At 73.5% G+C, this 23,381-nt stretch carries 17 protein-coding genes, 2 tRNA genes and 1 pseudogene; 10 read left to right on the top strand and 10 right to left on the bottom strand.

The genetic code is table 11. From position 1 onward, the window contains the following. Positions 1 to 52 precede the first annotated feature (52 nt). The 6 genes and pseudogenes from R2D22_RS23460 (at position 53) to R2D22_RS23485 (ending at position 8,364) form a co-directional block, all read left to right on the top strand. Positions 53 to 1,477, top strand: a complete 1,425-nt coding sequence (locus tag R2D22_RS23460; RefSeq protein WP_318106628.1) for a peptidoglycan-binding protein — start codon at positions 53 to 55, stop codon at positions 1,475 to 1,477. Between the two features lie 944 nt (positions 1,478 to 2,421). Beyond that, a pseudogene (locus R2D22_RS23465) lies at positions 2,422 to 3,741 on the top strand (SPFH domain-containing protein); the annotation flags it as partial. A gap of 145 nt (positions 3,742 to 3,886) precedes the next feature. Next, complete coding sequence (locus R2D22_RS23470) at positions 3,887 to 4,489, top strand: lytic polysaccharide monooxygenase auxiliary activity family 9 protein (protein ID WP_318106630.1); 603 nt, start codon at positions 3,887 to 3,889, stop codon at positions 4,487 to 4,489. A gap of 25 nt (positions 4,490 to 4,514) precedes the next feature. Beyond that, positions 4,515 to 6,182 (top strand): AMP-binding protein, encoded by a 1,668-nt coding sequence (locus R2D22_RS23475; RefSeq protein ID WP_318106631.1) that lies wholly within the window; start codon positions 4,515 to 4,517, stop codon positions 6,180 to 6,182. Positions 6,183 to 6,472: 290 nt separating this feature from the next. Continuing rightward, positions 6,473 to 7,732 carry a sensor histidine kinase gene (locus R2D22_RS23480; RefSeq protein WP_318106632.1) on the top strand — a complete coding sequence of 420 codons (1,260 nt, stop codon included), beginning with the start codon at positions 6,473 to 6,475 and terminating at the stop codon, positions 7,730 to 7,732. Continuing rightward, entirely contained in the window at positions 7,711 to 8,364 is a 654-nt protein-coding gene (locus R2D22_RS23485) for a response regulator transcription factor (protein WP_318106633.1), read from the top strand. Before R2D22_RS23480 ends, R2D22_RS23485 begins: the two co-directional genes overlap by 22 nt. Before the next feature lie 62 nt (positions 8,365 to 8,426). On the opposite strand, the gene R2D22_RS23490 is transcribed toward R2D22_RS23485, so the two are convergent. After that, positions 8,427 to 8,500: transfer RNA gene (locus R2D22_RS23490), tRNA-Lys, on the bottom strand. A gap of 96 nt (positions 8,501 to 8,596) precedes the next feature. Further along, a complete protein-coding gene (locus R2D22_RS23495; RefSeq protein ID WP_318106634.1) occupies positions 8,597 to 9,355 on the bottom strand; it encodes an IclR family transcriptional regulator in 759 nt (252 codons plus the stop codon). A 307-nt stretch (positions 9,356 to 9,662) separates the two neighbouring features. Here R2D22_RS23495 and R2D22_RS23500 point away from each other — a divergent pair, with 307 nt between their 5' ends. Next, positions 9,663 to 10,742 carry an LLM class flavin-dependent oxidoreductase gene (locus R2D22_RS23500; protein ID WP_318109948.1) on the top strand — a complete coding sequence of 360 codons (1,080 nt, stop codon included), beginning with the start codon at positions 9,663 to 9,665 and terminating at the stop codon, positions 10,740 to 10,742. Between the two features lie 245 nt (positions 10,743 to 10,987). After that, positions 10,988 to 12,691: a glycosyl hydrolase family 18 protein gene (locus tag R2D22_RS23505; RefSeq protein ID WP_318106635.1), complete on the top strand. Its 1,704-nt coding sequence runs from the start codon at positions 10,988 to 10,990 to the stop codon at positions 12,689 to 12,691. Between the two features lie 130 nt (positions 12,692 to 12,821). Here the strand turns inward: R2D22_RS23505 and R2D22_RS23510 are convergent, their stop codons facing one another. Next, positions 12,822 to 14,771, bottom strand: a complete 1,950-nt coding sequence (locus R2D22_RS23510; RefSeq protein ID WP_318106636.1) for a putative bifunctional diguanylate cyclase/phosphodiesterase — start codon at positions 14,769 to 14,771, stop codon at positions 12,822 to 12,824. Between the two features lie 322 nt (positions 14,772 to 15,093). Here R2D22_RS23510 and R2D22_RS23515 point away from each other — a divergent pair, with 322 nt between their 5' ends. Continuing rightward, positions 15,094 to 16,368: a M6 family metalloprotease domain-containing protein gene (locus R2D22_RS23515; RefSeq protein WP_411977159.1), complete on the top strand. Its 1,275-nt coding sequence runs from the start codon at positions 15,094 to 15,096 to the stop codon at positions 16,366 to 16,368. 65 nt (positions 16,369 to 16,433) lie between these two features. Here the strand turns inward: R2D22_RS23515 and R2D22_RS23520 are convergent. The 7 genes from R2D22_RS23520 to R2D22_RS23550 all read right to left on the bottom strand — a co-directional run bounded on the left by R2D22_RS23520 (position 16,434) and on the right by R2D22_RS23550 (position 22,634). Beyond that, positions 16,434 to 16,507, bottom strand: a tRNA-Lys gene (locus R2D22_RS23520). After that, the gene (locus R2D22_RS23525) at positions 16,498 to 17,154 is read right to left on the bottom strand and encodes a bifunctional DNA primase/polymerase (protein ID WP_318106637.1); all 657 of its coding nucleotides are present in this window, start codon (positions 17,152 to 17,154) and stop codon (positions 16,498 to 16,500) included. Before R2D22_RS23525 ends, R2D22_RS23520 begins: the two co-directional genes overlap by 10 nt. Before the next feature lie 149 nt (positions 17,155 to 17,303). Next, complete coding sequence (locus R2D22_RS23530; protein WP_318106638.1) at positions 17,304 to 17,657, bottom strand: hypothetical protein; 354 nt, start codon at positions 17,655 to 17,657, stop codon at positions 17,304 to 17,306. 85 nt (positions 17,658 to 17,742) lie between these two features. Then, positions 17,743 to 19,011, bottom strand: a complete 1,269-nt coding sequence (locus R2D22_RS23535) for an AAA domain-containing protein (protein WP_318109950.1) — start codon at positions 19,009 to 19,011, stop codon at positions 17,743 to 17,745. Between the two features lie 56 nt (positions 19,012 to 19,067). Further along, the gene (locus R2D22_RS23540; RefSeq protein WP_318106639.1) at positions 19,068 to 20,657 is read right to left on the bottom strand and encodes a hypothetical protein; all 1,590 of its coding nucleotides are present in this window, start codon (positions 20,655 to 20,657) and stop codon (positions 19,068 to 19,070) included. Then, entirely contained in the window at positions 20,648 to 21,808 is a 1,161-nt protein-coding gene (locus R2D22_RS23545) for a hypothetical protein (RefSeq protein ID WP_318106640.1), read from the bottom strand. The genes R2D22_RS23540 and R2D22_RS23545 overlap by 10 nt, the downstream gene beginning before the upstream one ends. After that, positions 21,741 to 22,634, bottom strand: coding sequence for a phosphatase PAP2 family protein (locus tag R2D22_RS23550; protein WP_318106641.1), 894 nt, complete (start codon positions 22,632 to 22,634; stop codon positions 21,741 to 21,743). The genes R2D22_RS23545 and R2D22_RS23550 overlap by 68 nt, the downstream gene beginning before the upstream one ends. Positions 22,635 to 22,780: 146 nt before the next feature. Between R2D22_RS23550 and R2D22_RS23555 the strand changes: the two genes are divergently transcribed. Then, a complete protein-coding gene (locus tag R2D22_RS23555; RefSeq protein WP_318106642.1) occupies positions 22,781 to 23,377 on the top strand; it encodes a histidine phosphatase family protein in 597 nt (198 codons plus the stop codon). Positions 23,378 to 23,381 lie beyond the last annotated feature (4 nt).

Genomic DNA, 23,381 nt, shown 5'->3' on the forward strand with positions numbered 1-23,381 from the left:
GGCGCCCGTGCATCAGCGCCAGAAGATCTTGACGAGTGTGGAGGGGATTCGCATGAGCGTGCCGGTCTTCGAGGAGTACGAGCCCGCGGCTGACTGCGGCTGCCCGGGCTGCGCCCAGCGGCGGCGCGATCTCGCCCTGGGCCTTCCCGTCCGGGCGGGCGGCCACCCGGCGGCGCACGGAGCGCGCCGCGCGCTGCTCCTGGTGACCGCGGCGGGCGTGGTCCTGGGAGGCGGGGGCGCGGCGGGCGCGGCGTCGGTGGTCGCCGACACGGGGGCCGCGGACGCGGCGGAGTCGGCCGGGGCGGCTGGGGTGTCCGGGGCGGCCGGGGCGGCCGACGAGGGGCAGCCCCTGCCGGACACCCCGCAGGGCTACACCGGTCCGCTGCACGGGAGCGCGAGCGGGAGCGGGGGTGGGAGCGTGGGGCACCCCGGACCGCCGTCGGCCGGCGCGACCCCGACGACCGGTCAGATCTCCGCCGAGACGCTGCGCCGCAGCACCCGCGCGGAGATCATCAACCGGGCCAAGCGGTGGGTCGACGCGCACGTCCCGTACTCGATGACGCAGTACTGGTCCGACGGCTACCGGCAGGACTGCTCCGGCTACATCTCCATGGTCTGGAACCTGACCGGCAACGAGTGGACGGGCAGCCTCGCCCGGTACGGCACCCGGATCGACCGCAACGATCTCCAGCCCGGCGACATCCTGCTGTTCCACAACCCCGACAACCCGACCCGCGGCTCGCACGTGACGATCTTCGGCGGCTGGAGCGACTACACGCGCACCGCGTACGTCGCGTACGAGCAGACCAAGCCGCGTACGCGCAGGCAGGTCACGCCCATGGCGTACTGGAACAACTCCGACCGGTACGTGGCCTACCGCTACAAGGGCCTGATCGCCGGCGGCACCGGCGGCGCCGGCGGGAGCGAGAGCGGTACGGGATCGGCCACGACGGCCTACCCGGGCGCGGGGTACTTCGGCCCCGGCGCGAACAACAAGTACGTCACCCAGCTCGGGAAGATGCTCGTCGAGCGGGGCGGCGGGCGCTTCTACAGCCAGGGCCCGGGTCCGCGCTGGGGCGACGCGGACCGTAGGGCGACCCAGGCGTTCCAGCAGGCGCAGGGCTGGACGGGCGGCGACGCGGACGGGCTGCCGGGGCCCGAGACGTGGCGGCTCCTGGTGACCGGCAAGGGCCGGGCCATCGGCGGTTCGAGTGGTTCGGGCGGGTCGAGCGCGACTGCGCCGGCGTTCCCCGGGCGTGGCTACTTCCGTCCGGGCCAATCCAACGCATATGTGGAGAAACTGGGCAAGCAGTTGGTGAAGCGGGGCTTCGGCAAGCACTACCTGTCCGGCCCCGGTCCGCGCTGGACGGAGGCGGACCGCCGCAACGTCGAGGCCTTCCAGCGAGCCCAGGGCTGGAGCGGCGCGGCGGCCGACGGCTACCCGGGGCCGGAGACCTGGCGCCGGTTGTTCCGATGAACCAGTGAGAGCGTGAGGTGGAACGGATGACCACAGCGACACCCGACCGCGAGAACGATCCGGCCCTGGCGGGCGCGGAGGGCGCGGCGCAGCCCGCCCCGCCGGGCCCGGCGCCCCGCCCCGGCGAGGCGGACCGGCCGGCCGACCCCGGCCTGCCCGGCCCGCCGGGCCCGGTCGGCGCGGGCGCGTCGGCCGGCCCGGCCGGGTCCGGCGTGTCCGTGGGTTCCGCTTCGCCGGTCGGCTCCGGGCTCCCGTCCGCGACGCCGGACGCGCCGGGTGGCCCGGTCGAACCGGCCGGGCCGGGCGCGCCGGTCGGTTCCGCGCTTCCGCCGGCGGCGGGTCCGGGCGCGTCCGTCGGCCGGGGAGCCCTGGCGGGCGGGTTCGGGCCGGGTGCTTCGGTGGGCACGATCGGTACGCCCGCGTCCGCCGGCTCCGAGGGTCGGCGGCCGTCCCAGAGCGCGCCGGGTGGCCCGGTCGGCTTCCGGGCGCCGGCCGCGGCGGCGGGTCCGGGCGCGCCGATCGGTCCGTCCGCGTCCGCGGGGTCTGGTGCGGTGGTCGGTCCGTCCGCGTCGGCCGGGTCTGGTTCGGTGGTCGGTGCTTCCGCGTCTCCTGGGTCTGGTCCGTCGGTCGGTACACCGGCGTCCGCGGCGTCCGGTTCGTCCACCAGCATGTCCGCGTCCTCCGGGGCCGGTTCGGCGGTGGGTACTCCCGCGTCCGCCGAATCTGGCTCGGTGGCCGGTAATCCCGCGCCTCCCAGGTCCGGTTCGCCCGGCGGGCCTTCCGCGTCCCCCGGGGCCGGTTCGCCCAGCGGTGCTTCCGCGTCTCCCGGGGTCGGTTCGGTCGGTGGGCCTTCCGTGTCCTCCCATGGTGGTTCGGTCGGTGGGGATGGTGTGGTTGGGGGGACTCGGGGTGGGGTGGGGCGGCGGACGCCGGTTATCGGGGTGGAGACGACCGGGGCGATTCCTGTGCATCGGCTCTTCCGGGAGGAGCCCGCCGCCGTCGACGCGGGGCCGGACACCCGGCCGATGCCCGACGCGGCCGCGACCGGGTTCGACTTCGAGGCGATCTTCGCGCCGTCCGGGGTGACCGTCGGCCGGCCGCGGTCGGACGAGGCGGATCTGAGCGAGCCGCCGGTCGCCAAGGACGACGTCGTCACACCGCGTACCGGCAAGAGCTTCGACTTCGAGGCGCTGTTCGCCCCCGGCGGCTCCCCGGTGTCCGTCGGGGCCGCGGCCGAGGCCTCCGGCACCGTGTTCGGGGTCGCGGACGTACGCAAGGCCGTCCCCAAGCCGAGCGGGCCCGCGCCCGAGACGCCCAAGCCGAAGCCCAAGCAGAAGCCCCGCCCCGCGCCGACCGCCGACCCCGCGCTGCGCGAGCGGCCCGGACCTGTGCTGCCCGGATGGATCGGTGTCGTCGCCGGAGCCGTCGCGCTCACCGGCTGCGCCGCCGTCGTGTGGTGGACCGGGGCCGTGCCCGACGCCGTGACCCGGATGCTCCGGCTGCCCGCGCGCCCGTACCACGGCATCCACCTCGGCCAGTGGGGGCTGCTCTCCCTGGGCGTGATCCTCGCCCTCTTCTCTCTCGGCGGCCTCGGCCGCGGCCGGGTCGGCTCGGCGTGGGTGCTCACGCTGTTCGGCGAGTACCGCGGCAGCGTCCGCCGGACCGGCCTGCTGTGGGTGAGCCCGCTCCTGCTCCGCCGACGCGTCGACGTCCGGCTGCGGCACTGGCGCAGCGAGCCGATGCCCGCGGTCGACGCGAAGGGCACGGCGCTGAACGTCGTCGTGCTCGTGGTCTGGCGCATCCGCGACACCGTCCGCGCCGCGCTCGGCGTCGAGCACCACGAGGAGTACCTGCGCGAGCAGGTCGAGGCGGCGATGGCCCGCGTGCTGTCCCAGCTCCCGGCCGACGCGTTCCACGAGGACGCCCCCACCCTGCGCGACGCGGAGGCCGTCGGCGAGGCGCTCACCAAGATGCTCTCCGCGGAGTGCGCGCCGGTCGGCATCGACGTCTTCTCGGCGCAGCCGACCCGGATCGAGTACGCCCCCGAGATCGCGGCCGCGATGCAGCGCCGCCGGATCGCGGCGATCGACGCGAAGCACCGCGACAGCGTGCTGACGTCGGTCGTGGACGCGGTGGACGACATGGTCCACCGGCTGACCACGCGTGGTCTGGTCGAGCTGGACGACTACGAGCGCAAGGCGCTGGTGAAGGACCTGACGGTGGCGTTCTACACGGGCCGGGGGACCGGCGGAGAGGGCGCATGAGCCACCGCGATTGGTATGGACATGTTCAACTTCCGTCCATACATTGGGACTTGGTCTAGACCGGAACCAGTCCCACCGCGGAACCCCGCACGCGCGTGCACCGCACAGCCCACAGAACTCCCCCACGTTCTTCTGGAGCGACAGCATGCGAAAGCGCAGCAAGACCAAGACAGGCGCGACCCTGGTCGCGCTCGGCGTCGCCGGGGTCACGTTCCTGGCCACCGGCAGCGCCACCGGCCACGGCTACACCGACTCCCCGATCAGCCGGCAGAAGCTCTGCGCCAACGGCACCGTGACCGACTGCGGCCCCATCCAGTGGGAACCGCAGTCGGTCGAGGGTCCGAAGGGCTTCCCGGCCGCCGGGCCGGCGGACGGGAAGATCTGCTCCGCCGGGCTCACCCAGTTCGCCCAGCTCGACGACCCCCGCGGCGGAGCCTGGCCCGCCACCCGGGTCACGGCCGGCCAGAGCTTCACCTTCCGCTGGCAGTTCACGGCCCGTCACCGCACCACCGACTTCAAGTACTTCATCACCAGGAACGGCTGGGACCCCGGCCAGAAGCTGACCCGGGCCGCGCTCGATCCCCAGCCGTTCCTGACCGTTCCCTACAACAGCCAGCAGCCGCCGTCCACGCTCTCGCACTCCGGCACGATCCCGGCGGGCAAGACCGGCCGGCACCTGATCCTGGCGGTGTGGACGATCGCGGACACCTCGAACGCGTTCTACGCCTGCTCGGATGTTCAGTTCTGACGAGTAGTCAGTTACGGTCAGGCGCATGACCGGGACCGTGACCGCGACCGTGGCGGAGCTCGTACAGCGGCAGTGGGGCGACCCGAGGACCGGACTCCGGAGCCGGGACACGGTCCTCACGCACCACGACGTATCCGCGGGCGCCGCCGCGCGCGCGGCACTGCTCGTCGATCTGCTGCCCCGGGGTGCCGAGCCGCACCTCGGGGTGCTCCTCGACAACACACCGGAGTACCCGCTCTGGCTCAGCGCGGCGGCCCTCGCGGGGGCCGCCGTCGCCGGGATCAACCCCACCCGGCGGGGCGCGGAGCTGGCCCGGGACATCGTCCACACCGAATGCCGGGTCCTCGTCACCCAGCGCGCGTACCTTCCCCTGCTCGACGGGCTCGCCCTGCCGGGCCTGCGCGTGCTCGTGACGGACACCGACGCCTACACGGAACTCCTCACGCCGTATGAGGGCGCCGAGCCCGGCGACGCGGTGGTCCGGCCGGTGCGGCCGGACAGCCGGATGCTGCTCTACTTCACGTCCGGCTCGACCGGCGCGCCCAAGGCGGCGATCTGCAGCCAGGGGCGGCTGGCGGCGGCCGGCGCGTCGCTGGTCGCGCACTTCGGGGTGGGCCGGGACGACGTGCACTACATCTGCATGCCGATGTTCCACGGCAACGCCGTCATCGCGGACTGGGCACCGGCGCTGTCGGCCGGGGCGTCGGTGGCGCTGCGGGACCGGTTCTCCGCGTCCGGCTTCCTGCCGGACGTACGGGAGTTCGGCGCGACCTACTTCACGTATGTGGGGCGGGCGATCCAGTACCTGCTGGCCACGCCCGAAGGCCCAGGAGACCGGGAGCACGGGCTGCGGCTCGGCTTCGGCACGGAGGCGGGCGCGGTCGACGCGGCCCGCTTCGAGGCCCGCTTCGGGGTGAAGCTCGTCGAGGGGTACGGCTCCTCCGAGGGCGGCGCGGCGATCCAGCGGACCCCGGACACCCCGACGGGCGCGATCGGACGGGCCGCGCCGGGCGACGGACTGGCGGTCGTGGACGCCGAGGGGCAGGAGTGCGAGCGGGCCCGCTTCTCGCCGCAGGGCCACCTCCTCAACGGCGCGGCGGCGATAGGCGAACTCGTCAACAAGGGCCGCAGCCCCTTCGAGGGCTACTGGCGCAACGAGGAGGCGGAGAAGGAGCGGCTGCGCGGCGGCTGGTACTGGACCGGGGACCTCTTCTACCGGGACGAGGCCGACTTCTACTACTTCGCGGGACGCACCGACGACCGGCTGCGGGTGGACAGCGAGAACCTGGCGGCGGCCGTGATCGAGAACATCCTGGCGCGCTGGACGGACGCGGAGGCGGTCGCGGTCTACGCGGTGCCGGATCCGGTGGCGGGGGACATGGTGATGGCGGCGCTGGCGCTGCGCGAGGGCGCGGCGTTCGACCCGGCCCGCTTCACGGAGTTCCTCTCCGGCCAGGCGGACCTCGGCACCAAGATGCCCCCGCGTTTCGTCCGCGTCATGGACCGTCTCCCCACGACGGCGACGAACAAGATCCAGCGCGCGTCCCTGCGTACGGAGGGGTTCCTCTCCCGCGACGAACTCTGGTGGCGCCCCACCCCGGGCGCCGCGTACACCCCCCTGACGCCGAAGGCCCTCACGACCCTGCGCGCAACCTACGACTCCCACAACCGCGCCCACCTCGTGTGGAGTTGATTCACCCCACCCCGCCCCTTCCCGAAACCCTGCCGGGGGCCGGGGAAGGCCAGGAGCAGGGGCTCTCCCACCCCGCCCCGGGTGCGGCAGCTTCGCGCCGCGGGGGTCGGGGTGTCCGGAGCGGGGCTCTGCCCTCCGCTCCGGGTGCGGGCCCGGGGGCAGAGGTAGAGCCAGGCACACCCCTGCCCCTTTTCGAAACCCGGCCCGGGCCCGGGGTAGGGCCAGGCCTACCTCCCGGACGCCCTCCAGGGCCATCGCCGCGGGCGGGCGGCGGCGCATACCGTACCCGCATGGATGTCCGCACGCCCTGGCAGGCGCTCACCCGGCCGCTCGCGTACCCCCGTTCCGTCTGGCCCTGGCGGTCCGCCGGGTATCTCGCGAGCGGGGCCGTCACCGGGGCGGCCGCGCTCGCGGTGCTGCTGGTCCTCGCCATGTTCTCGCTGCTGCTCGTCGGGTTGCCGCTGCTCCTGTTCGCCGGCGTCGCGCTCGGCGGCATCGAGCGCCGCCGGCTCCGCATCGCCGAGACCACCCCCGCCGCCGACCCGCACCGCGTGCCCGACACCCCCGGCCTCGCCGCCTGGCTCCGGATCCGGGTGCGCGAGCAGGCGACCTGGCGGGAGCTGGCGTACGCCGTGCTGCACGCCACCGTTCTGTGGCCGCTCGACCTGATCGTGCTCGCCGTCTGCCTGGGCCTGCCCGCGGCCCTTCTCGGCGCACCGCTCCGCCTGGCCCTCGACGGCCAGGAGACCAAGGTCGTCAAGGCGTACCTCGTCACCTCCTATCCGGAGGCGTTCGCCGCCTCCCTGCTCGGCGCCGTCCTCCTCGTCGCCCTGCTGTACCCGGTCGCGGCACTCGCCGGCGCCCGCGCCGCGATGGCCCGCGCGCTGCTCGCGCCCCGCGAGACCGAGCTGACCGACCGGATCGGCGAGGTGACCCGCTCCCGCGCCCGCCTCGTCGACGCCTTCGAGGCCGAGCGCCGCCGCATCGAACGCGATCTCCACGACGGCGCCCAACAGCGCCTCGTCGCCCTCACGATGACCCTCGGCCTCGCCCGCCTCGACGCCCCGCCCGGCAGCCCCCTCGGCGACCAGCTCGCCAAGGCGCACGACGAGGCCGGGCAGGTCCTCACCGAGCTGAGGGAGCTGATCCACGGCATCCATCCCCAGGTCCTCGCCGACTTCGGCCTGGGCGCGGCGCTCGCCGACGCCGCCGACCGCTCCGCCGTGCCCGTCGACGCGGACATCGAACTGCCCCGGCTCCCCACGGCGGTGGAGTCCGCCGGGTACTTCGCCGTCTGCGAGGCGCTCGCCAACATCGGCAAGCACAGCGGTGCGACCAAGGCCCGGCTCACCGCCCGGTACGCCTCCGGAAGCCTCACCCTCCTCGTCCAGGACGACGGCCGCGGCGGCGCCGACCCGGCCGGCGGGTCCGGACTCACCGGACTGGCCGACCGCATCGCCGTCCTCGATGGCACACTGACGATCTCCAGCCCGCCCGGCGGGCCGACCCTGATCCGAGTGGAGATCCCGTGCCCTCCTCCCTCCGCGTAGTCCTGGCCGAGGACAGCGTCCTCCTGCGCGAAGGGCTGATCGGGCTGCTCGCCCGCTTCGGCCACGAGGTCGCCGCCGCCGTCGGCGACGCCGAGGCCCTGCGCGAGGCGGTCGCCGCGCACGCCCCCGACATCGTCGTGACCGACGTCCGGATGCCGCCCGGTTTCCAGGACGAGGGGCTGCGCGCCGCGGTCGCGCTGCGCGCCGCACGCCCGGAGCTGCCGGTCCTGGTACTGAGCCAGTACGTGCAGCGCAGTTACGCCACCGAGCTGCTCGACTCCGGCGACGGCACGGGCGTGGGCTATCTGCTCAAGGACCGGATCGGCCAGGTCGAGGAGTTCCTGGACGCGCTCACCCGGGTCGCGGCCGGCGGCACGGTCGTCGACCCCGAGGTCGTCCGGCAGCTGCTGCGCCGCCGCCGCGACCCGCTGGCCGCGCTGACTCCGCGCGAGCGGGAGGTGCTGGGACTGGTCGCCGAGGGGCATTCGAACGGGGCGATCGCCCGCCGTCTCGTGGTGACCGAGGCCGCCGTCGGGAAGCACATCGGCAACATCCTCGGGAAGCTCGACCTCCCGCCGGCCGAGGACACGCACCGCCGGGTGCTGGCCGTGCTGACCTACCTGCGGGCGTAGCGGCGGTCGCGGGAACAAAGCGGAGGAGCCCCTCGCTCGCGCGAGGGGCTCCTCCGTGTCTGTGCGCCGCCAGGGACTCGAACCCCGGACCCGCTGATTAAGAGTCAGCTGCTCTAACCAACTGAGCTAGCGGCGCCTGCTGACAGAAGTAATACTACCTGGTCCGGAGGGGTGCTCCGGACCACCCGCCGCCGCCTGCCGCCGCCGGGCCGTCTCCAGGCGCCCCAGGGCCTCAGATCGCCAGCGACAGCACCACCGGCGCCGCCTTCCGGTTCAGCGTGTCGGCCGCCGCGCGCAGCCGGTGGGCGTGCTCGATCGGCAGGGAGAGCGCGAGGCAGCCGACCGCCGATCCGGCCGTCAGCGGGACCGCCGCGCAGACCGTGCCCACCGCGTACTCCTGGAGGTCGAGCACCGGGACGGACGCGGGCTGGCTGTCCAGCTTGGAGAAGAGCACCTTCTCGTTGGTGATCGTCCGGGAGGTCAGCCGGGCGATCTTGTGGCGGGAGAGGTGGTCGCGGCGCCCGTTCTGGTCGAGCTGGGTGAGCAGGCACTTGCCGACCGCGCTGGCGTGCGCCGCCGAGCGGAAGTCCACCCACTCGTTGACCGCGGGCGTGCGCGGGCCGTCCGCGAACTGGGTGATCTTCACCTCGCCGTCGATGTACCGGCTGATGTAGACCGCCGCGCCGACGGAGTCGCGCAGCTCGCGGAGGGTTTCCTGGAGCTTGCGCTCCAGGGCCTCGCGGCGGGTGGCGCCGGAGCCGAGCAGGACGAGGGAGTCACCGACGACGTACGCGCCGTCGGCGACCTGCTCCACGTAACCCTCGCGGCGGAGCATGAGGAGGAGGGAGGACAGGTGACCGAGCGGCAGGCCGGTCTCGCGTCCGATCTGGGTGTCCGTGACACCGCCCGCGTGCCGGGCCACCGCCTCCAGGACACGAAGGGCGTACTGCACCGAGTGGAACGGCGCGATGGGCTCGGGCTTCAGCGCCACGGTTTCCCCCTACCAGGTCGACCAGGTTGTGACCGCAAGCTTCCGTACCACGATAGCCGCCAAGGGCCTGTCAGGGAGCGGCTGTTGCCGGATTGGCCCGCCCCGTCAGCCCCATACGCTGGGACGCGGCACTCTGGCATATGCCAGGGGTATGCGTGACGGCTCGAAGGTGAGGTCAGCGCTCCGCGGGCGTCCTGCCGGCCCCCGGCGGAATAACCGGAGCCCCCCTCCTGTTCTGGTGTGCGATCCGTACGTCGTGAGCGCGTACGTCACAAGCGCAGGAGGGCTCTCAGAGGTGAGCGACAAGGTGAGCGACCCGATCCGGGGAGAGGTGCGCGGGACCGCGCCCGTCCCGCTGTCCGTTCTGGACCTGGTGACCGTCGGCAGCGGGCGGACCGCCTCGCAGGCCCTGGCCACCAGTGTGGAGATCAGCCGGCTCGCCGAGCGGCGCGGCTACCACCGCCACTGGGTGGCCGAGCACCACTCCATGCCCGGCGTCGCGTCCTCGTCGCCGGCCGTGATCCTCGCCCACCTCGCCGCGCACACCGAGCGCATCCGGCTCGGCTCCGGCGGCGTGATGCTGCCCAACCACGCCCCGCTGGTGATCGCCGAGCAGTTCGGCACCCTGGAGGCGCTGGCCCCGGGCCGGGTCGACCTCGGGCTCGGCCGCGCACCGGGCACGGACGGGGCGACGGCGGCCGCCCTGCGCCGTACGGACCATCTGAACGAAGGGGGCGACGACTTTCCGCAGCAGCTCTCCGAGCTGACCCGGTTCCTGGACGACGACTTCCCCGACGGGCACTCGTACGCCCGGATCCACGCCGTGCCCGGTCCCGTGCAGGGCCCGAAGGGGCGCCCGCCGATCTGGCTGCTCGGCTCGTCCGGCTTCAGCGCCCGGCTGGCCGGGATGCTCGGGCTGCCGTTCGCCTTCGCCCACCACTTCTCCGCGCAGAACACCGTCCCGGCGCTCGACCTCTACCGGGACTCCTTCCGACCCTCCGAGGCGCTCGACGCGCCGTACGCGCTGATCGGCGTCTCGGCGCTGGCGAGCGACGACGCGAAGGAGGCGCGCCGGCAGGTGCTGACCGGCGCGCTGTCGATGCTGCGGCTGCGCACCGGCAGGCCCGGGCTGATCCCGACGCCGGAGGAGGCGGAGGCGTACGAATTCAGCGCGCCGGAGCGGGAGTTCGTGAACTCCTGGCTCGGGAACGTGATCCACGGGACCGCGGACGAGGTCCGCACCGGCCTGGACGGGCTCCAGAAGCGCACCGGCGCGGACGAGCTGATGATCACCGCCAACGCGCACGGCGGGGAGGCGCGGCTGCGGAGCTACGAGCTGATCGCGGACGCGTACGGACTGCCGGGCGGAGACGTTCCGGGGGAGTGAGTCCCGGGATTCCGGGGCGGGTTGGTTCAGCGTCGAACGATCCGACGCGCCATCCCTAAGTGAGCCTTAAACCGCTCGTCACCTGTGGTGGCGAGCGGTTCCGTTTTCTGCTGCACCACTCTGACGAGGGCTTTCTTGCGCGAATTGGTCTAGTCCTCGTTTGGTTCAGACCATTGACGCACCATTCACGCGGCGGCTATCACTGCTCCAACTCCTGTACCGCGTACCCCCCTCGGAGGCCGCACGTGCACCCCCGCAAACCCCTGATCGCCGCACTCCTCAGCTCGGCCCTCGCCGCCGGCGCGCTGGCCGCGACCGTCGGCCTCGGCTCCGCCCAGGCGGCCGGCACGGCCACCCCCGCGGCCTCCACGGGCGGCGTGAAGATCGCGTACTACGACCAGTGGAGCGTCTACGGCAACGCCTTCTACCCCAAGCACCTGGACACCCGGGGGATCGCGGCCAAGCTCGACGTCATCAACTACTCGTTCGGCAACATCCACCCGACCGACCTGACCTGTTTCGAGGCCAACAAGGCGGCCGGTGACGACGCCAACCCCAACGCCGGTGACGGCGCGGGCGACTCGTACGCCGACTACCAGAAGTCCTTCTCGGCGGCGGACAGCGTCGACGGCGTGGCCGACAAGTGGGACCAGCCGATCGTGGGCGTCTTCAACCAGTTCAAGGAGCTGAAGGCGAAGCACCCGCACCTGAAGATCAACATCTCGCTGGGCGGCTGGACCTACTCCAAGTACTTCTCCGACGCGGCGAAGACGGACGCGAGCCGCAAGAAGCTCGTGGCCTCCTGCATCAAGCAGTACATCCAGGGCGACCTGCCGGTCGAGGGCGGCTTCGGCGGCGCGGGCAGCGCGGCCGGGATCTTCGACGGCATCGACATCGACTGGGAGTACCCGGGCTCGCCCGACGGCCACCTCGGCAACCACTACGCCTCCGAGGACAAGCAGAACTTCACCCTGTTGCTCGCCGAGTTCCGCAAGCAGCTCGACGAGTACGGCGCGGCGCACGGCGGCAAGAAGTACCTGCTGACGGCGGCGCTGCCGGCCGGCCAGGACAAGATCAAGAACATCGAGACGGACAAGATCGGCGCGTACCTCGACTACGCGAACATCATGACGTACGACATGCACGGCGCCTGGGACGGCGACGGGCCGACGTACCACCAGTCGCCGCTGTACTCGGGCGCCTCCGACCCGACCGACGTCATCAAGCCGGGCACGGAGAAGTACTCGATCGACAACGCGATCGACTCCTGGATCGACGGCAAGCCGGCGTACGGCATCGCGGGCGGCTTCCCGGCGAACAAGCTGACGCTCGGCTACGAGTTCTACTACCGCGGCTGGAAGGGCGTCCCGGCCGGCACGAAGAACGGCCTCGCGCAGCCGGCCACCGGCGCGTCGGCGGCCCGCCCGGTCAGCCAGCAGGCGGGCATCGCCCACTACAAGGAGCTCGGCGGCATCGTCGACAACGCGGCGACGACCTTCTGGGACGACGAGGCGAAGTCGGCGTACTTCTACAAGGACGGCGAGTTCTTCACCGGCCTGGACAAGCGGACCATCCAGGCGCGGGCGGACTACGCGCACCAGCGCGGGCTGGCCGGCGCGATGATGTACTCCCTGCTCGGACTCGACGCGAACGCGACGCTGTTCAACGACATCGTGACCGCGGTCGGCGGCTCCCCTTCCACCCCCACGCCGACGCCGACCCCGACGGACCCCACCCCCACGCCGACCCCCACGGACCCGACGCCGACCCCGACCCCGACCGACCCGGCGTCCTGCACGGCCCCGGCGTACGTGGCCGGCACGGTCTACAACGGCGGCAACGAGGTCTCCCACAAGGGCCACAAGTGGAAGGCCAAGTGGTGGACCCAGAACGAGGAGCCCGGCACCACCGGCGAGTGGGGCGTCTGGCAGGACCTCGGCGCCTGCTGACGGCCTGAGAGCCCCGAGGCCCTGAGCCTCTGGCCACTGAGGCCGCCCCCCTCGATCCACTGCCCCCGCCCGGACGTCCCGCCGGCCGGGGGCAGTTCCATGCCCGGGACCGGCGGGGCGGACGGGTGGCTCAGACCGGCAGCGGTGCGACGCCGATGAGCTCGGCGATGCGGTCCGGCGGGACGGCACGGGAGTAGAGCCAGCCCTGGCCGGTGTCGCAGCCGATGCGGCGCAGCCGGGTCGCCTGACCGGAGGTCTCGACGCACTCCGCGGTGACCGTGAGGCCCAGGCGGTGGGCGAGGTGGACCAGGGCCTCGACGATCAGCTCGTCCGCCGGGTTCGCGTGCGCCTCGTCCTGGAAGCCGCGGACGAACGAACCGTCCAGCTTCAGGACGGAGACCGGGAGGCGGCTGAGGTACGCGAGGTTCGAGTAGCCCGTACCGAAGTCGTCGATCGCGATCCGTACGCCCATGTCGCTCAGCGCCTGGAGCGCCTGGAGCGGGCGGCCCGCCGAGCCCATCACCGCGGACTCGGTCAGCTCCAGCTGGAGCAGGTGCGGGGCCAGGCCCGTCTCCGTGAGGATGCCCGCCACGTCCGCGACCAGGTCCGAGTCCCAGACCTGGCGGACCGCCACGTTCACGCTCACGAACAGCGGCTGCTCGCCGGGGTGTTCCTGCTGCCACTGCCGGGCCTGGCGGCACGCGGTGCGCAGCACCCACCGGCCCAGCTCGACGATCGAGCCGTCCTCCTCGGCGATCCCGACGAACCGATTCGGCGCAAGTGTCCCGAACTGCGGGTGATTCCAGCGCACCAGCGCCTCCACCCCGTTCACGGCTCCGTCGGCCATGCCCACCAGCGGCTGGTACTCCAGCGCGAACTCCCCGCGCTCCACCGCCGGGCGCAGTGTCGAGGAGAGCGCCTGCCGGGTCATCCGGTGCGCGTTGCGCTCCGGGTCGAACAGCGTCCAGCGGGCCTTGCCGTCCGCCTTCGCCCAGTACAGCGTGGTGTCCGCGGCCTGCATCAGGCCCGTCGCCGTCGTGCCGTGCGCCGCCCGTTCGACCACGCCGATCGAGGCCGAGACCGACAGCCGCTGCCCGGCCAGGTCGAACGGCTGCTGCAGCGCGCAGAGCACCGACTGGGCCAGATCGGCCAGTTGCTCGGTGCCGGTGGAGTCCTCGACCAGGATCGCGAACTCGTCGCCGCCGAGCCGCGCCACGAGATGCCCGCCGCTCCTGGTGTACCCGTCGTTGTCCGCGCACTCGGTCAGCCGCGCGGCGACCGCGGCGAGCAGCCGGTCGCCGACCCGGTGGCCCATCGTGTCGTTGACCGCCTTGAAGCCGTCGAGGTCCAGGTAGATCAGGCCGATCCGCCCCGTTTCGCCAAGCCCGTACGGCTGGTGGGGCTGATGGGGCTGGTGCGGTTGATGTGATCGGCGCGGCCGGTGCGCGTGGTACGCCGCGTCGATCGCGCTCTCGGTCCCGTCCTCGGCCGCCTGCTGGGCCGCCGTCTCCAGCGCCACCGCCAGCCGTTCGAAGAACAACGTCCGGTTCGGCAGCCGCGTCACCGGGTCGTGCATCTGCAGATGCCGCAGCCGCGCCTGGAGTTCGCGCCGGTCGCTGATGTCCGCGATCGACAGCAGCACCCGTCCGCTGTCCGCCGCCGGGGCCACCGTGACCTCCGCCCACAGCGAGCGTCCGTCGGGGTGCTTCAGCCGCCGCGTACAGCGGAACCGCGAGCGCCGGCCGCGCAGCACCTCGCGGTACGCGTGCCAGGTCCGGCCGTCCGACGCCAGGTCGACGAGGTCGGCCGCGGCCTGGTCGTGCAGCGAGCCCGGGTCGGTGCCGAGCAGCGAGCCGAGCGCCTCGTTCGCCGCCACCACCACGCCCTCGCGGTCCACCACCGCCATCGCCAGCTGGGCGGCGCGGAACGCGGCCCGGTAGTCGCGCAGTTCGGCCGCCCGCCGCCGGGCGTCGGCCGACTCCTCGATCAGGGTGTCGTGATGACGCTCCGTGATCGGATGCGTGGTTCCCGGCGCGGTGGAGAGCGGTACGTGTGCCGGTCCTTCGGAGGTTCCGCTCACCGCTCGCTCCCGCAGTGCAGTCGTTCCGTACAGGTCTGTTCGGGGGGTCGGCCATGGAAAGTGTGCCGATCATAGAGGCTGCCGACGCGGCCCTTCCAGCTCCGAACGGGCGGTGGACGCCGCCCGCCGTTGTGAGTATGCCCACGGCTCAGGCCGCCCGATCGTTTCTGCGCGGGTGTGACACGGGGACTGCGGTGTCGTGACCGAATGTGACGTCCGGTGCGCCGCGCGCGTCACCCGGCGCGTCGCAGGCTCACCCGACTGGGGCACCGAAAAGGGGCGAATCCCAAGAAATCGGCACAAGGTGGTTGTGGTGTCCCGCATGCCGCAGCCGGAGGTCTACGTGGAGGGTCAGCAGACACCCGAGGGAGTGGAACGTCCGCGGCTGCGCGCCGGTGGGGCGGCCTTCACCTCCCTCATGGCACTCGCCGCCACCGGGCTCGTGGCGGGCCCCGCCGTGGGCGCGCCCTCGGCCGGCCCGTGCGCCCTGCCCCGGACCGCCGCCCACCACTCCCTCGGCCTCGACACCTGGAACACCGCCTACCCCAAGCCCGTCCACTCCCTCGACGCGGTCATGCTCTTCCTGTCCTTCCCGGACGCCACCCCGCTGCTCAGCCCCGACGAGCTGGCCGCCGACCACTTCCCGGCGACCGGCGAGTTCTTCGAGAAGGCCTCGTACGGCCGGTTCACCCTCCGCGCGGACCCGCGCCGCGAATGGATCGAGATGCCGCGGGACTCCACCGCGTACGACATACGGCGCGACTGGGCGACGGACAAGCGCACCGCGTACCTGCGGGACGCGCTGGCCGCCGCCGACGGGAAGGTCGACTTCTCCCGGTACGACATCGTCTACCTGGTCGCCGACCCGGACGCGCCGGGCGTCGACTCCGACGCGACCAAGGTCGTCAACCTGGACGACCCGCTCACCGTCGACGGCAAGGAGATCAAGCGCGTCGTCACCGTCTTCGAGCGCCACCCGCCCGACCGGAACGTCCTCGCCCACGAGACCGGGCACGTCTTCGACCTGCCCGACCTCTACCACCGGCCGGTGGACGGCAAGGGCGACTGGGACACGCACGTGGGGGACTGGGACGTCATGGGCAGCCAGTTCGGGCTCGCGCCGGACCTCTTCGGCTGGCACAAGTGGAAGCTGGGCTGGCTGGACCGGCGCCAGGTGCGCTGCGTCCAGACCACCGGGACCACTCTGGTAGGCCTGGACGCGATGGCCGCTGCGCCGGTCGCGGGCGGCTCGCTCGGCACGCGGCTGGCCGTCGTACGGACCGGGGAGGACTCGGTCCTGGCGATCGAGGCGCGCGGCGCGACCGGCAACGACGCCGAGACCTGTACCCAGGGCGTGCTCGTCTACCGGGTCCGGGCCCGGGCGGCGTCCGGCGACGGGCCGATCGAGGTCGTGGACGCCCATCCGCGGACCGAGGACTGCTGGGACCGCTCGGTGTACCCGCCACTGGCGGACGCGCCGGTCGCCGAGGGCGAGACGTTCACCGTGCCCGGGGAGGGCGTACGGGTGGAGGTCGTGGACCGGACGCCGGGCGGGGCGTGGACGGTGAAGATCACGCTCCCGGAGAAGGGCGACTGAGGCGCTCCGAGCGCTCCTCGCACACGAAGAAGCCCCCCGCTTCCGCGAGGGGCTTCTTCCGTCTGTGCGCCGCCAGGGACTCGAACCCCGGACCCGCTGATTAAGAGTCAGCTGCTCTAACCAACTGAGCTAGCGGCGCCTGCTGACGTCGTAGACCTTAGCATCCTGATCGGCGGGAGGAAAAATCGATACCCGCACGTCGGCGGCCGAGGCGGTACGGACCGCCCGGACGCACGCCCACAGCAGGACCTCCGGGCCGGGGAGCCAGGGCTGCCGGGTGTCCGGGGCCACGACCCAGCGCGGGCCGGAGGCGGACGGCGGGGACAGCGGGGGGATCGTCACGGCGTCACCGGTGCCGTGACAGAGCAGCGGCGGGACCGCGTTGCCCCACTCCTCCCACGCCAGCAGGGACGGCAGGCGGTGGGCGGTGCCGGGGGCGGTGAAGAGCAGCATCCGGCCGCGGTGCACGGCGACCGGGCCGGAGCCCGGGCCGTCCTCCCAGAGCCGGTCCAGCATCCGGCGGCCGAAGACGGCGGGGACGTTGACGATGTCGAAGACCGTGCCGCAGGGCAGGACCGCCGGCGCGGTGGGGCGGGCCTCCCAGAGGGCGAGCGTGGAGCGCGGGTAGGCCGTGGCCGAGGCGAGCCAGCCGGCCCCGGGCGCGGTGACCTGCGCGGTGTGGTGCGGCCCCTCGTCACGGAGCAGCGCGAAGATGTCGGTCCGGCGCTCGTCGATGTCGCTCTGGGCCGGGCTCAGGGGGGATTCGTCTCGCAGCCATGCGCTCATGACTTCAGGTCTACCGGGAGTGACCGAACCGTTTCGGCGGGTTGCCGGAAACCCGGACAGGGTGGGGTGCGGGGGAGTATCTTGCGCCCCGGCATATGCCAGGGCTACGCGCCAGAGGCCGGTGGCCCCGGCCCCCGGCGCAGGTCGGGTCAGTCCTCGGCGGGCTTCCCGCCGGACCGGATCAGGTCGCGGCCGAACTCGACCATCTTGCGGGCGTAGTCCGGCGCCCACTCCGCCCTGTCGGCGATGTCCGCGTCCGTGAGCCGGTCGAACCGGCGCGGGTCCGCGAGCTGCGCGGCCGCGATCGCCTGGAACTCGATCGCGCGGTCCGTCGCGGCACGGAACGCCTTCGCCAGCTCCGTCGCACGGGCCAGCAGCTCCCTCGGGTCCTCGATCGACTCCAGGTCGAAGAAGTGCTCGGGGTCGGCGGTGGCCTCGGCAGGCTCGAAGATCAGCGGTGCGGGCCGGAGCCGCCGCTGCTCGCTCCGCTCGGGTTCCGCCATGTGTGGTTCCTCCTCGCAAACGCACGGCCCGGACACCCGGGCCACCTCCCATTCTCCCGCGCCCCGCAAGACCGCGTCCCCCGCGCTAGGGGGACCAGGTCACGCGGTGTTCTGCCAGGTGGGAGAGGACCGCGTGGTTCGCCTCCCAGCCGTCCGGGAACTTCACCGTCACCCCCAGCTGGACCGGTTCCGTCGACGGGTGGTCGTCGAGGAGGTCGGAGACGCCGGCGCGGCAGACGACGATGCAGGCGTGGCGGTGGCGGGAGGCCAGGACGCACAGGCGGCCCGTCTCCAGGTGGAAGGCCGTGGCGTCCGGGCGGCCCGACAGGGGGTGGAGGACGACCGTCACGTCGTACTCGCGGCCCTGCAGCCGGTTGGCCGTGTCCACCGTCACCCCCGTCACGCCGACCTCCGCGAGGGCCGCGCGGACGGCCGCCGCCTGGTCGCGGTGCGCGGTGCCGACCGCGATCCGGTCCGCGGTCAGCGGGACCGGGTCGGGGCCCCGCTCGCTCACCGCCGCGCCGCCCCGGTCCAGGAGCCGCCGCACCACGAGCGCCACCGCCCGGACCGCCTCCGGGTCCGTCCGGGGCGTGTGCCGGGCGGGCAGCTCCAGCAGGCCCCAGCCCGACTCGGCCGCCTCGTCCAGGACCCGGTCCGGGCCGGAGCCGTCCGACGGCACCCCGAACGTCAGCCGCCGGTCCCCGTGGCCCGTCCCGCTGCGGAACGGCGTGTACGGGTAGAACGCGTCGGACACCAGCGGCGCCGCCGACGCCGGCAGGCGCCAGGAGACCGGGAGGCGGTGCTGCGGCAGGTCGGGGTTGTGCGCGAGGAGGGTCGACACCGCCGAAGCGGACGGGTCGTACGACAGCCCCGCCCACTGCTCCGCGCCGACCACCGAGAACGGGTCCAGCTGCCCCGGGTCGCCGACGAACAGCGCCCGTTCGAACAGGCCCGCCACCGCGAGCAGCGCGTCCGAGCGCATCTGGTACGCCTCGTCGACGATCGCGTGCGCCCACGGCTCCACGTTCTTCACGTGAGCCCACTTCGCGGCCGTCGAGATCACCACCGGCAGCCCGGCCAGGTCGCCCGCCTTCGCGGACTTCCGTACCTGCTCCAGGTCGTTCAGGGCCTTGTCGTACGGGTCGCTGTCGTTGGAGTGCAGCCGGCCCACCTCGAGGTCCGGCTCCTTCTCCGCGAGCCGCAGCACCAGGTCGTCGACCTGCGCGTTCGTCTGCGCGACGACCATCAACGGCCGCCCCGCCGAGGCCAGTTCCAGTGCGGCGCGGACCACCAGCGTCGATTTGCCGGCGCCGGGCGGGGAGTCGACCACGACACCCCGCGCGTCCCCGTGCATCGTGCCGGCCAGGATGTCGGACGTCGCCCGGGCGGCCTCCGCAGAAGGATCGAAGGTCACAGCACGTCCTCCGGGGTCACGGCGTCGGGCAGTTCGGCGACGTCCGCACGCGGCGGGCCGCCGTGCGTCCAGGGTGTCTCCTCCGGGTCCGGCAGCTTCGCGCCCACCCGCGCCTCGTGCTCGAACAGCGTCCAGGCCAGCCGCTCGCCCTTCTCCGGCACCGAGCCCTCGGCGGGTTCCTTGCCGCGGCCCATGCGGTCCAGGATGCGCAGGACCATCGAGCCGTCGTCGTCATGCCCGGCGAACTGCGCCGTCTGCGGTTTGCCGTCCAGCGAGCGGTACACCTTCACGCCCTCGCCCAGATGCGGCCGGTCCTCCGTGCGGACCGTGAGCAGCGGCCGGGGCGCGGGGCGCTTCGACTCCGTCCAGGCCATCGTGACCTCCACGACCTCCGCCACGAAAGCCTCTCCGGTCAGCCGCCGTCCGGCGAGGACCAGCGGGTCGTCCAGCGCCTCCTGCGCCTCCAGCTGGCCCTGCGCCTGTTCGCGCGCGGCCAGTTTCCGGGCCGCGGTCACCGCGTCGTCCCGGCGCGGCTGGGGCGGCTCGCCTGCCGTCACCCGGTCCCGGTGGGCGGTGAAGGACCAGCGGTCCCGCGTCCAGCGGTCCGGCACCCTCGCCCCCTCCGGCAGTTCCCGCAGCAGCTCGACGGCGCGCCACACCGCGTCCCACGTCGGCTTCAGCTGCGTGGCGATCAGCCGGCGGATCTCCCGCTCGGCCCGGTGCAGCTCGCCGAGCCGCTCGTCCGCGCTCGCGCCGTCCTGGGCGGTGCCGAGCGCCTGCCGGGCCCGGTCGTACCGCTCGATCGCGGGCGCGAGGAGCCGGTTGTCGAACGCCGGGTCCGTCGCCGGTCCGGCCGGCGGGCACAGCAGCTGACCGGCCGCGTCGCGACCCAGCTCGGCCCGGAGCGCCGCCTCCGCGCCCGATTCCCCGTCCGGTACGTCGATCCAGGCGAGCAGCGCCCCCAGGTGCTGGTCCTCCAGGGAGGACTGGCCGGTCGCCCAGTGCCGGTTCAGCAGGTCCGTGGCCGCGAGCAGCAGCGACGAGCCGGGGACCCTGGCCCGGTCCCCGAAGTGTGTCAGCCAGCGGCCGAGCAGCGGCACCCGCGGCGGCGCCGGGAACGGCGTCTCCGGGTCCTGCTCGGCCGTCCGCCGGAACCGCATCGACCGGCCGAGCAGCCGTACGTACTCCACGCCGGACCGGCTCGGCAGGATCAACTGCGGGGCGTCCGAGCAGAGTTCGACCTCGACCTTGACCTTCTTGCCGGTCTCCGGGTCGGTCTCGTTCTTCTCCACCGCCTCGACGCCGTCGGCGAACGAGTCCACGTACGGCAGGATCTCGTCGGCCAGTTCGGCGAGGAACGCGAACCGCAGGTCCCGGTCGCGCGGCTGCGGTACGACGAGCAGCCGCGGCTCGTCGGGGTCCGTGCCGACCAGCGCGCCGAGCGGCGCGCCCGCCTCGCCGGCGGTCGTCAACGGGACGAAGACGAGGGGCCGTTCGGCCAGATGCCGGTGGCGTACCGTCGCCAGCGGCTGGGCCCGGCCGGCCTCGACGGCCTCCATCCGGGCCAGCGTGCTGATCAGAGACATGCGCCCGCCTCCAGTGCCTCCGCGCGCAGCGCCCGCGCCCGGCGGACCGCCGCGACCGTCGGGTCGTCCTCCCCCGAGCTCTCGGCCTCGCCCGAGCAGGGGGTGCCCCCGTCGCCGTCCTGTCCGCGCGCCGCGTCGAGCACCGCGCCGATCGTCGTCAGGCCGCCCAGCTCGCCCCGTACCGACCGGCCCAGTACCTCCACGGCCCCGGCGCAGCGGGCCCGCTCCCGGCAGTGGAACGCCAGCTCGCAGGCGGCCAGGCACTCCGGCGCGTACGCGTGCGGCACCGCCTCCACCGCCTCGGTCAACTGCTCCGGCGTGCACGTCTCCACGTCGAAGGTGAGCCCCTCGGGGAGCGCCGCCGCGATGTCCTCGATCCGGGTGAGCCGGTCCAGCTGACGGCGGGTCACCGAGACCTGCTTGCGCACGTCGACCACGGACGCCGCCGGAAGGTTGGAGAAGTCCTTCGGGCACACGAGCAGCACCGACCGCGCCACCCGCGCGCCCTCGGTCACCGCCGCGACCCGCTCCAGGGCCAGCACGTACACCGCCGCCTGGCGGGCCGCCGCGCCGACCTTCGACGCGTCCGCCGCACCGTCGATCATCGGGAAGGACTTGATCTCGACGACCGTCCACCGCCCGTCGGGCCCGATCACCACCGCGTCCGGCTCCAGGAACACCGGCGAGCCCGCGACGTCCAGGGCGAGCAGTGGATGGTCGAGGAGCGTCCACGCCCCGGCCTCGGTCGCCTCCCGCAGCGCCAGCGCGGTCCGCGCGGCCCGCCCCTCGGGGCCGGCCGCCGCCAGATCGGGCACCTCGACCCCGGCCGCGTCGTCGACGCCGAGCAGCCGCAGCAGCTCCCGCCCGCCGTCGGCCTTCACCTTCGCCTCGAAGGCGTTCCCGCGCATGATCGCGAACTGGGACTGTCCGTACGCCGCGGGGGAGCCCAGCCGCTCCGCCAGCACGGCCTTGTCGACCCCCGCGCCGTCCAGCAGCGCACGCCGCTTGCAGCCGGGGTTGGCGGCCAGCGCCGCCAGCGCCCGCGCGTCCATCGGACGCGGGACGACGGCCGGTCCGCGCAGCTCAGCGAGCTGGTGTCGGAGTGTCGTCTGCGGGGCTCCGCGCACCGCGCTGCCCAGGGATTCGCTCACCCGCGGAAGTGTCGCATCCGGCACTGACAATCGGGGACGGTACGGGCGGGGTGCCGGCGGTGAACCGGCGTGCGAGCCGGTCCGCGCCCCGCATGACGGGCGCCGCGAGCAGCAGCCCGAGGCCCATCACGGCCGCGCCGGCGACCGCGTCGAGGAAGTAGTGGTTGGCCGTGCCCATGACCACGATCACGGTCAGCAGCGGGTAGGCCACGCCGAGGACCTTGAGCAGCGGCGTCCGCCCGTACCGCCACAGCATCACGCCGCACCACAGCGCCCAGCCGACGTGCAGCGACGGCATCGCCGCGTACTGGTTGGTCAGCCCGCCCAGGCCGCGCGGCGCGCTCGCCTCGCCGCCCCACCAGCCGTACGCGCTGAACTGCGCCATCGTGTCGACGAAGCCGTGGCTCGCGTCGAGCAGCCGCGGCGGGCAGGTCGGCAGCAGCGTGAAGCCGACCAGGCCGAGCAGCGTGGAGGTCATCAGCCAGGTGCGGGCCGCCCGATAGTGGGCCGGGCGGCGGCGGAACAGCCATATGAGCACGGCCGGGGTGACCAGGTAGTGCAGCGTGGCGTACGCGAAGTCGGCGGGTATGCCGATCTCCGGGGTGGCCGTGAAGAGCCGGTTGAGCGGGTGCTCTGCGTTCAGGTACAGCAGCTTCTCGATCCGCAGGATCGCCAGGCCGTGGTCGACCGCGGCCGTCACGTCGCCGCGCGCGAGCAGCCGGCCGCCCGAGTACGCGGCGTACACCACCACGATCAGCAGCAGCTCCGTCCACCAGCGCGGCCGGCCCTCCCTGACCCCCAGCGACGCTCCTCGCGGCAGCGGCATCCGTACGTCCCCCCATCCGGTCCTGATCTTCAAGAGACGCGGGGGAGGGGGAACGGGTTGCCCGGAGGCGGACGGGAGTTCGGGTGCGGGATGATGAGGGTGCACGTTCGTGCACCCATGCGAGGACATTTCAGGGAGAAGTCTTCATGGCACCGCGCATCCTGCTCGCCCGCCACGGCCAGACCGAGTGGTCGCTCTCGGGCCGGCACACCGGCAGGACGGACATCCCGCTGCTCGAAGAAGGCCGCCGCGGCGCGAAGCTGCTCGGCGAACGGCTGCACCGCGGGGCCTGGGACGGACTCCCGGGCGTCGAGATCCGCACCAGCCCCCTGGTCCGCGCGGCCGAGACCTGCGAGCTGGCGGGCTTCGGCGAGCGCGCCGAGCGCTGGGACGCGCTCATGGAGTGGGACTACGGCGCGTACGAGGGCCTGACCCCGGCGCAGATCCAGGAGCGGCAGCCGGGCTGGCTGCTCTGGACCGACGGCGTGCCGGAGGGCGAGACCCGCGCGGACGTGGCCGCCCGCGCGGACGAGGTGGTGGCCTGGGCGCGCTCGGCGGACCGGGACGTCCTGGTCTTCGCGCACGGGCACATCCTGCGCACGATCGCCGCGCGCTGGCTGGGCGAGGACGTGTTCTTCGGCTCCCGGATCAAGCTCGACCCGACGAGCCTGTCGGTGCTCGGCTGGCAGTACGGCGCGCCCGCGATCGAGCGCTGGAACGACACCGGGCACCTGGAGGCATAGCCGC

Source organism: Streptomyces sp. HUAS YS2 (genome assembly GCF_033343995.1).
Lineage (GTDB): Bacteria > Actinomycetota > Actinomycetes > Streptomycetales > Streptomycetaceae > Streptomyces > Streptomyces solicathayae.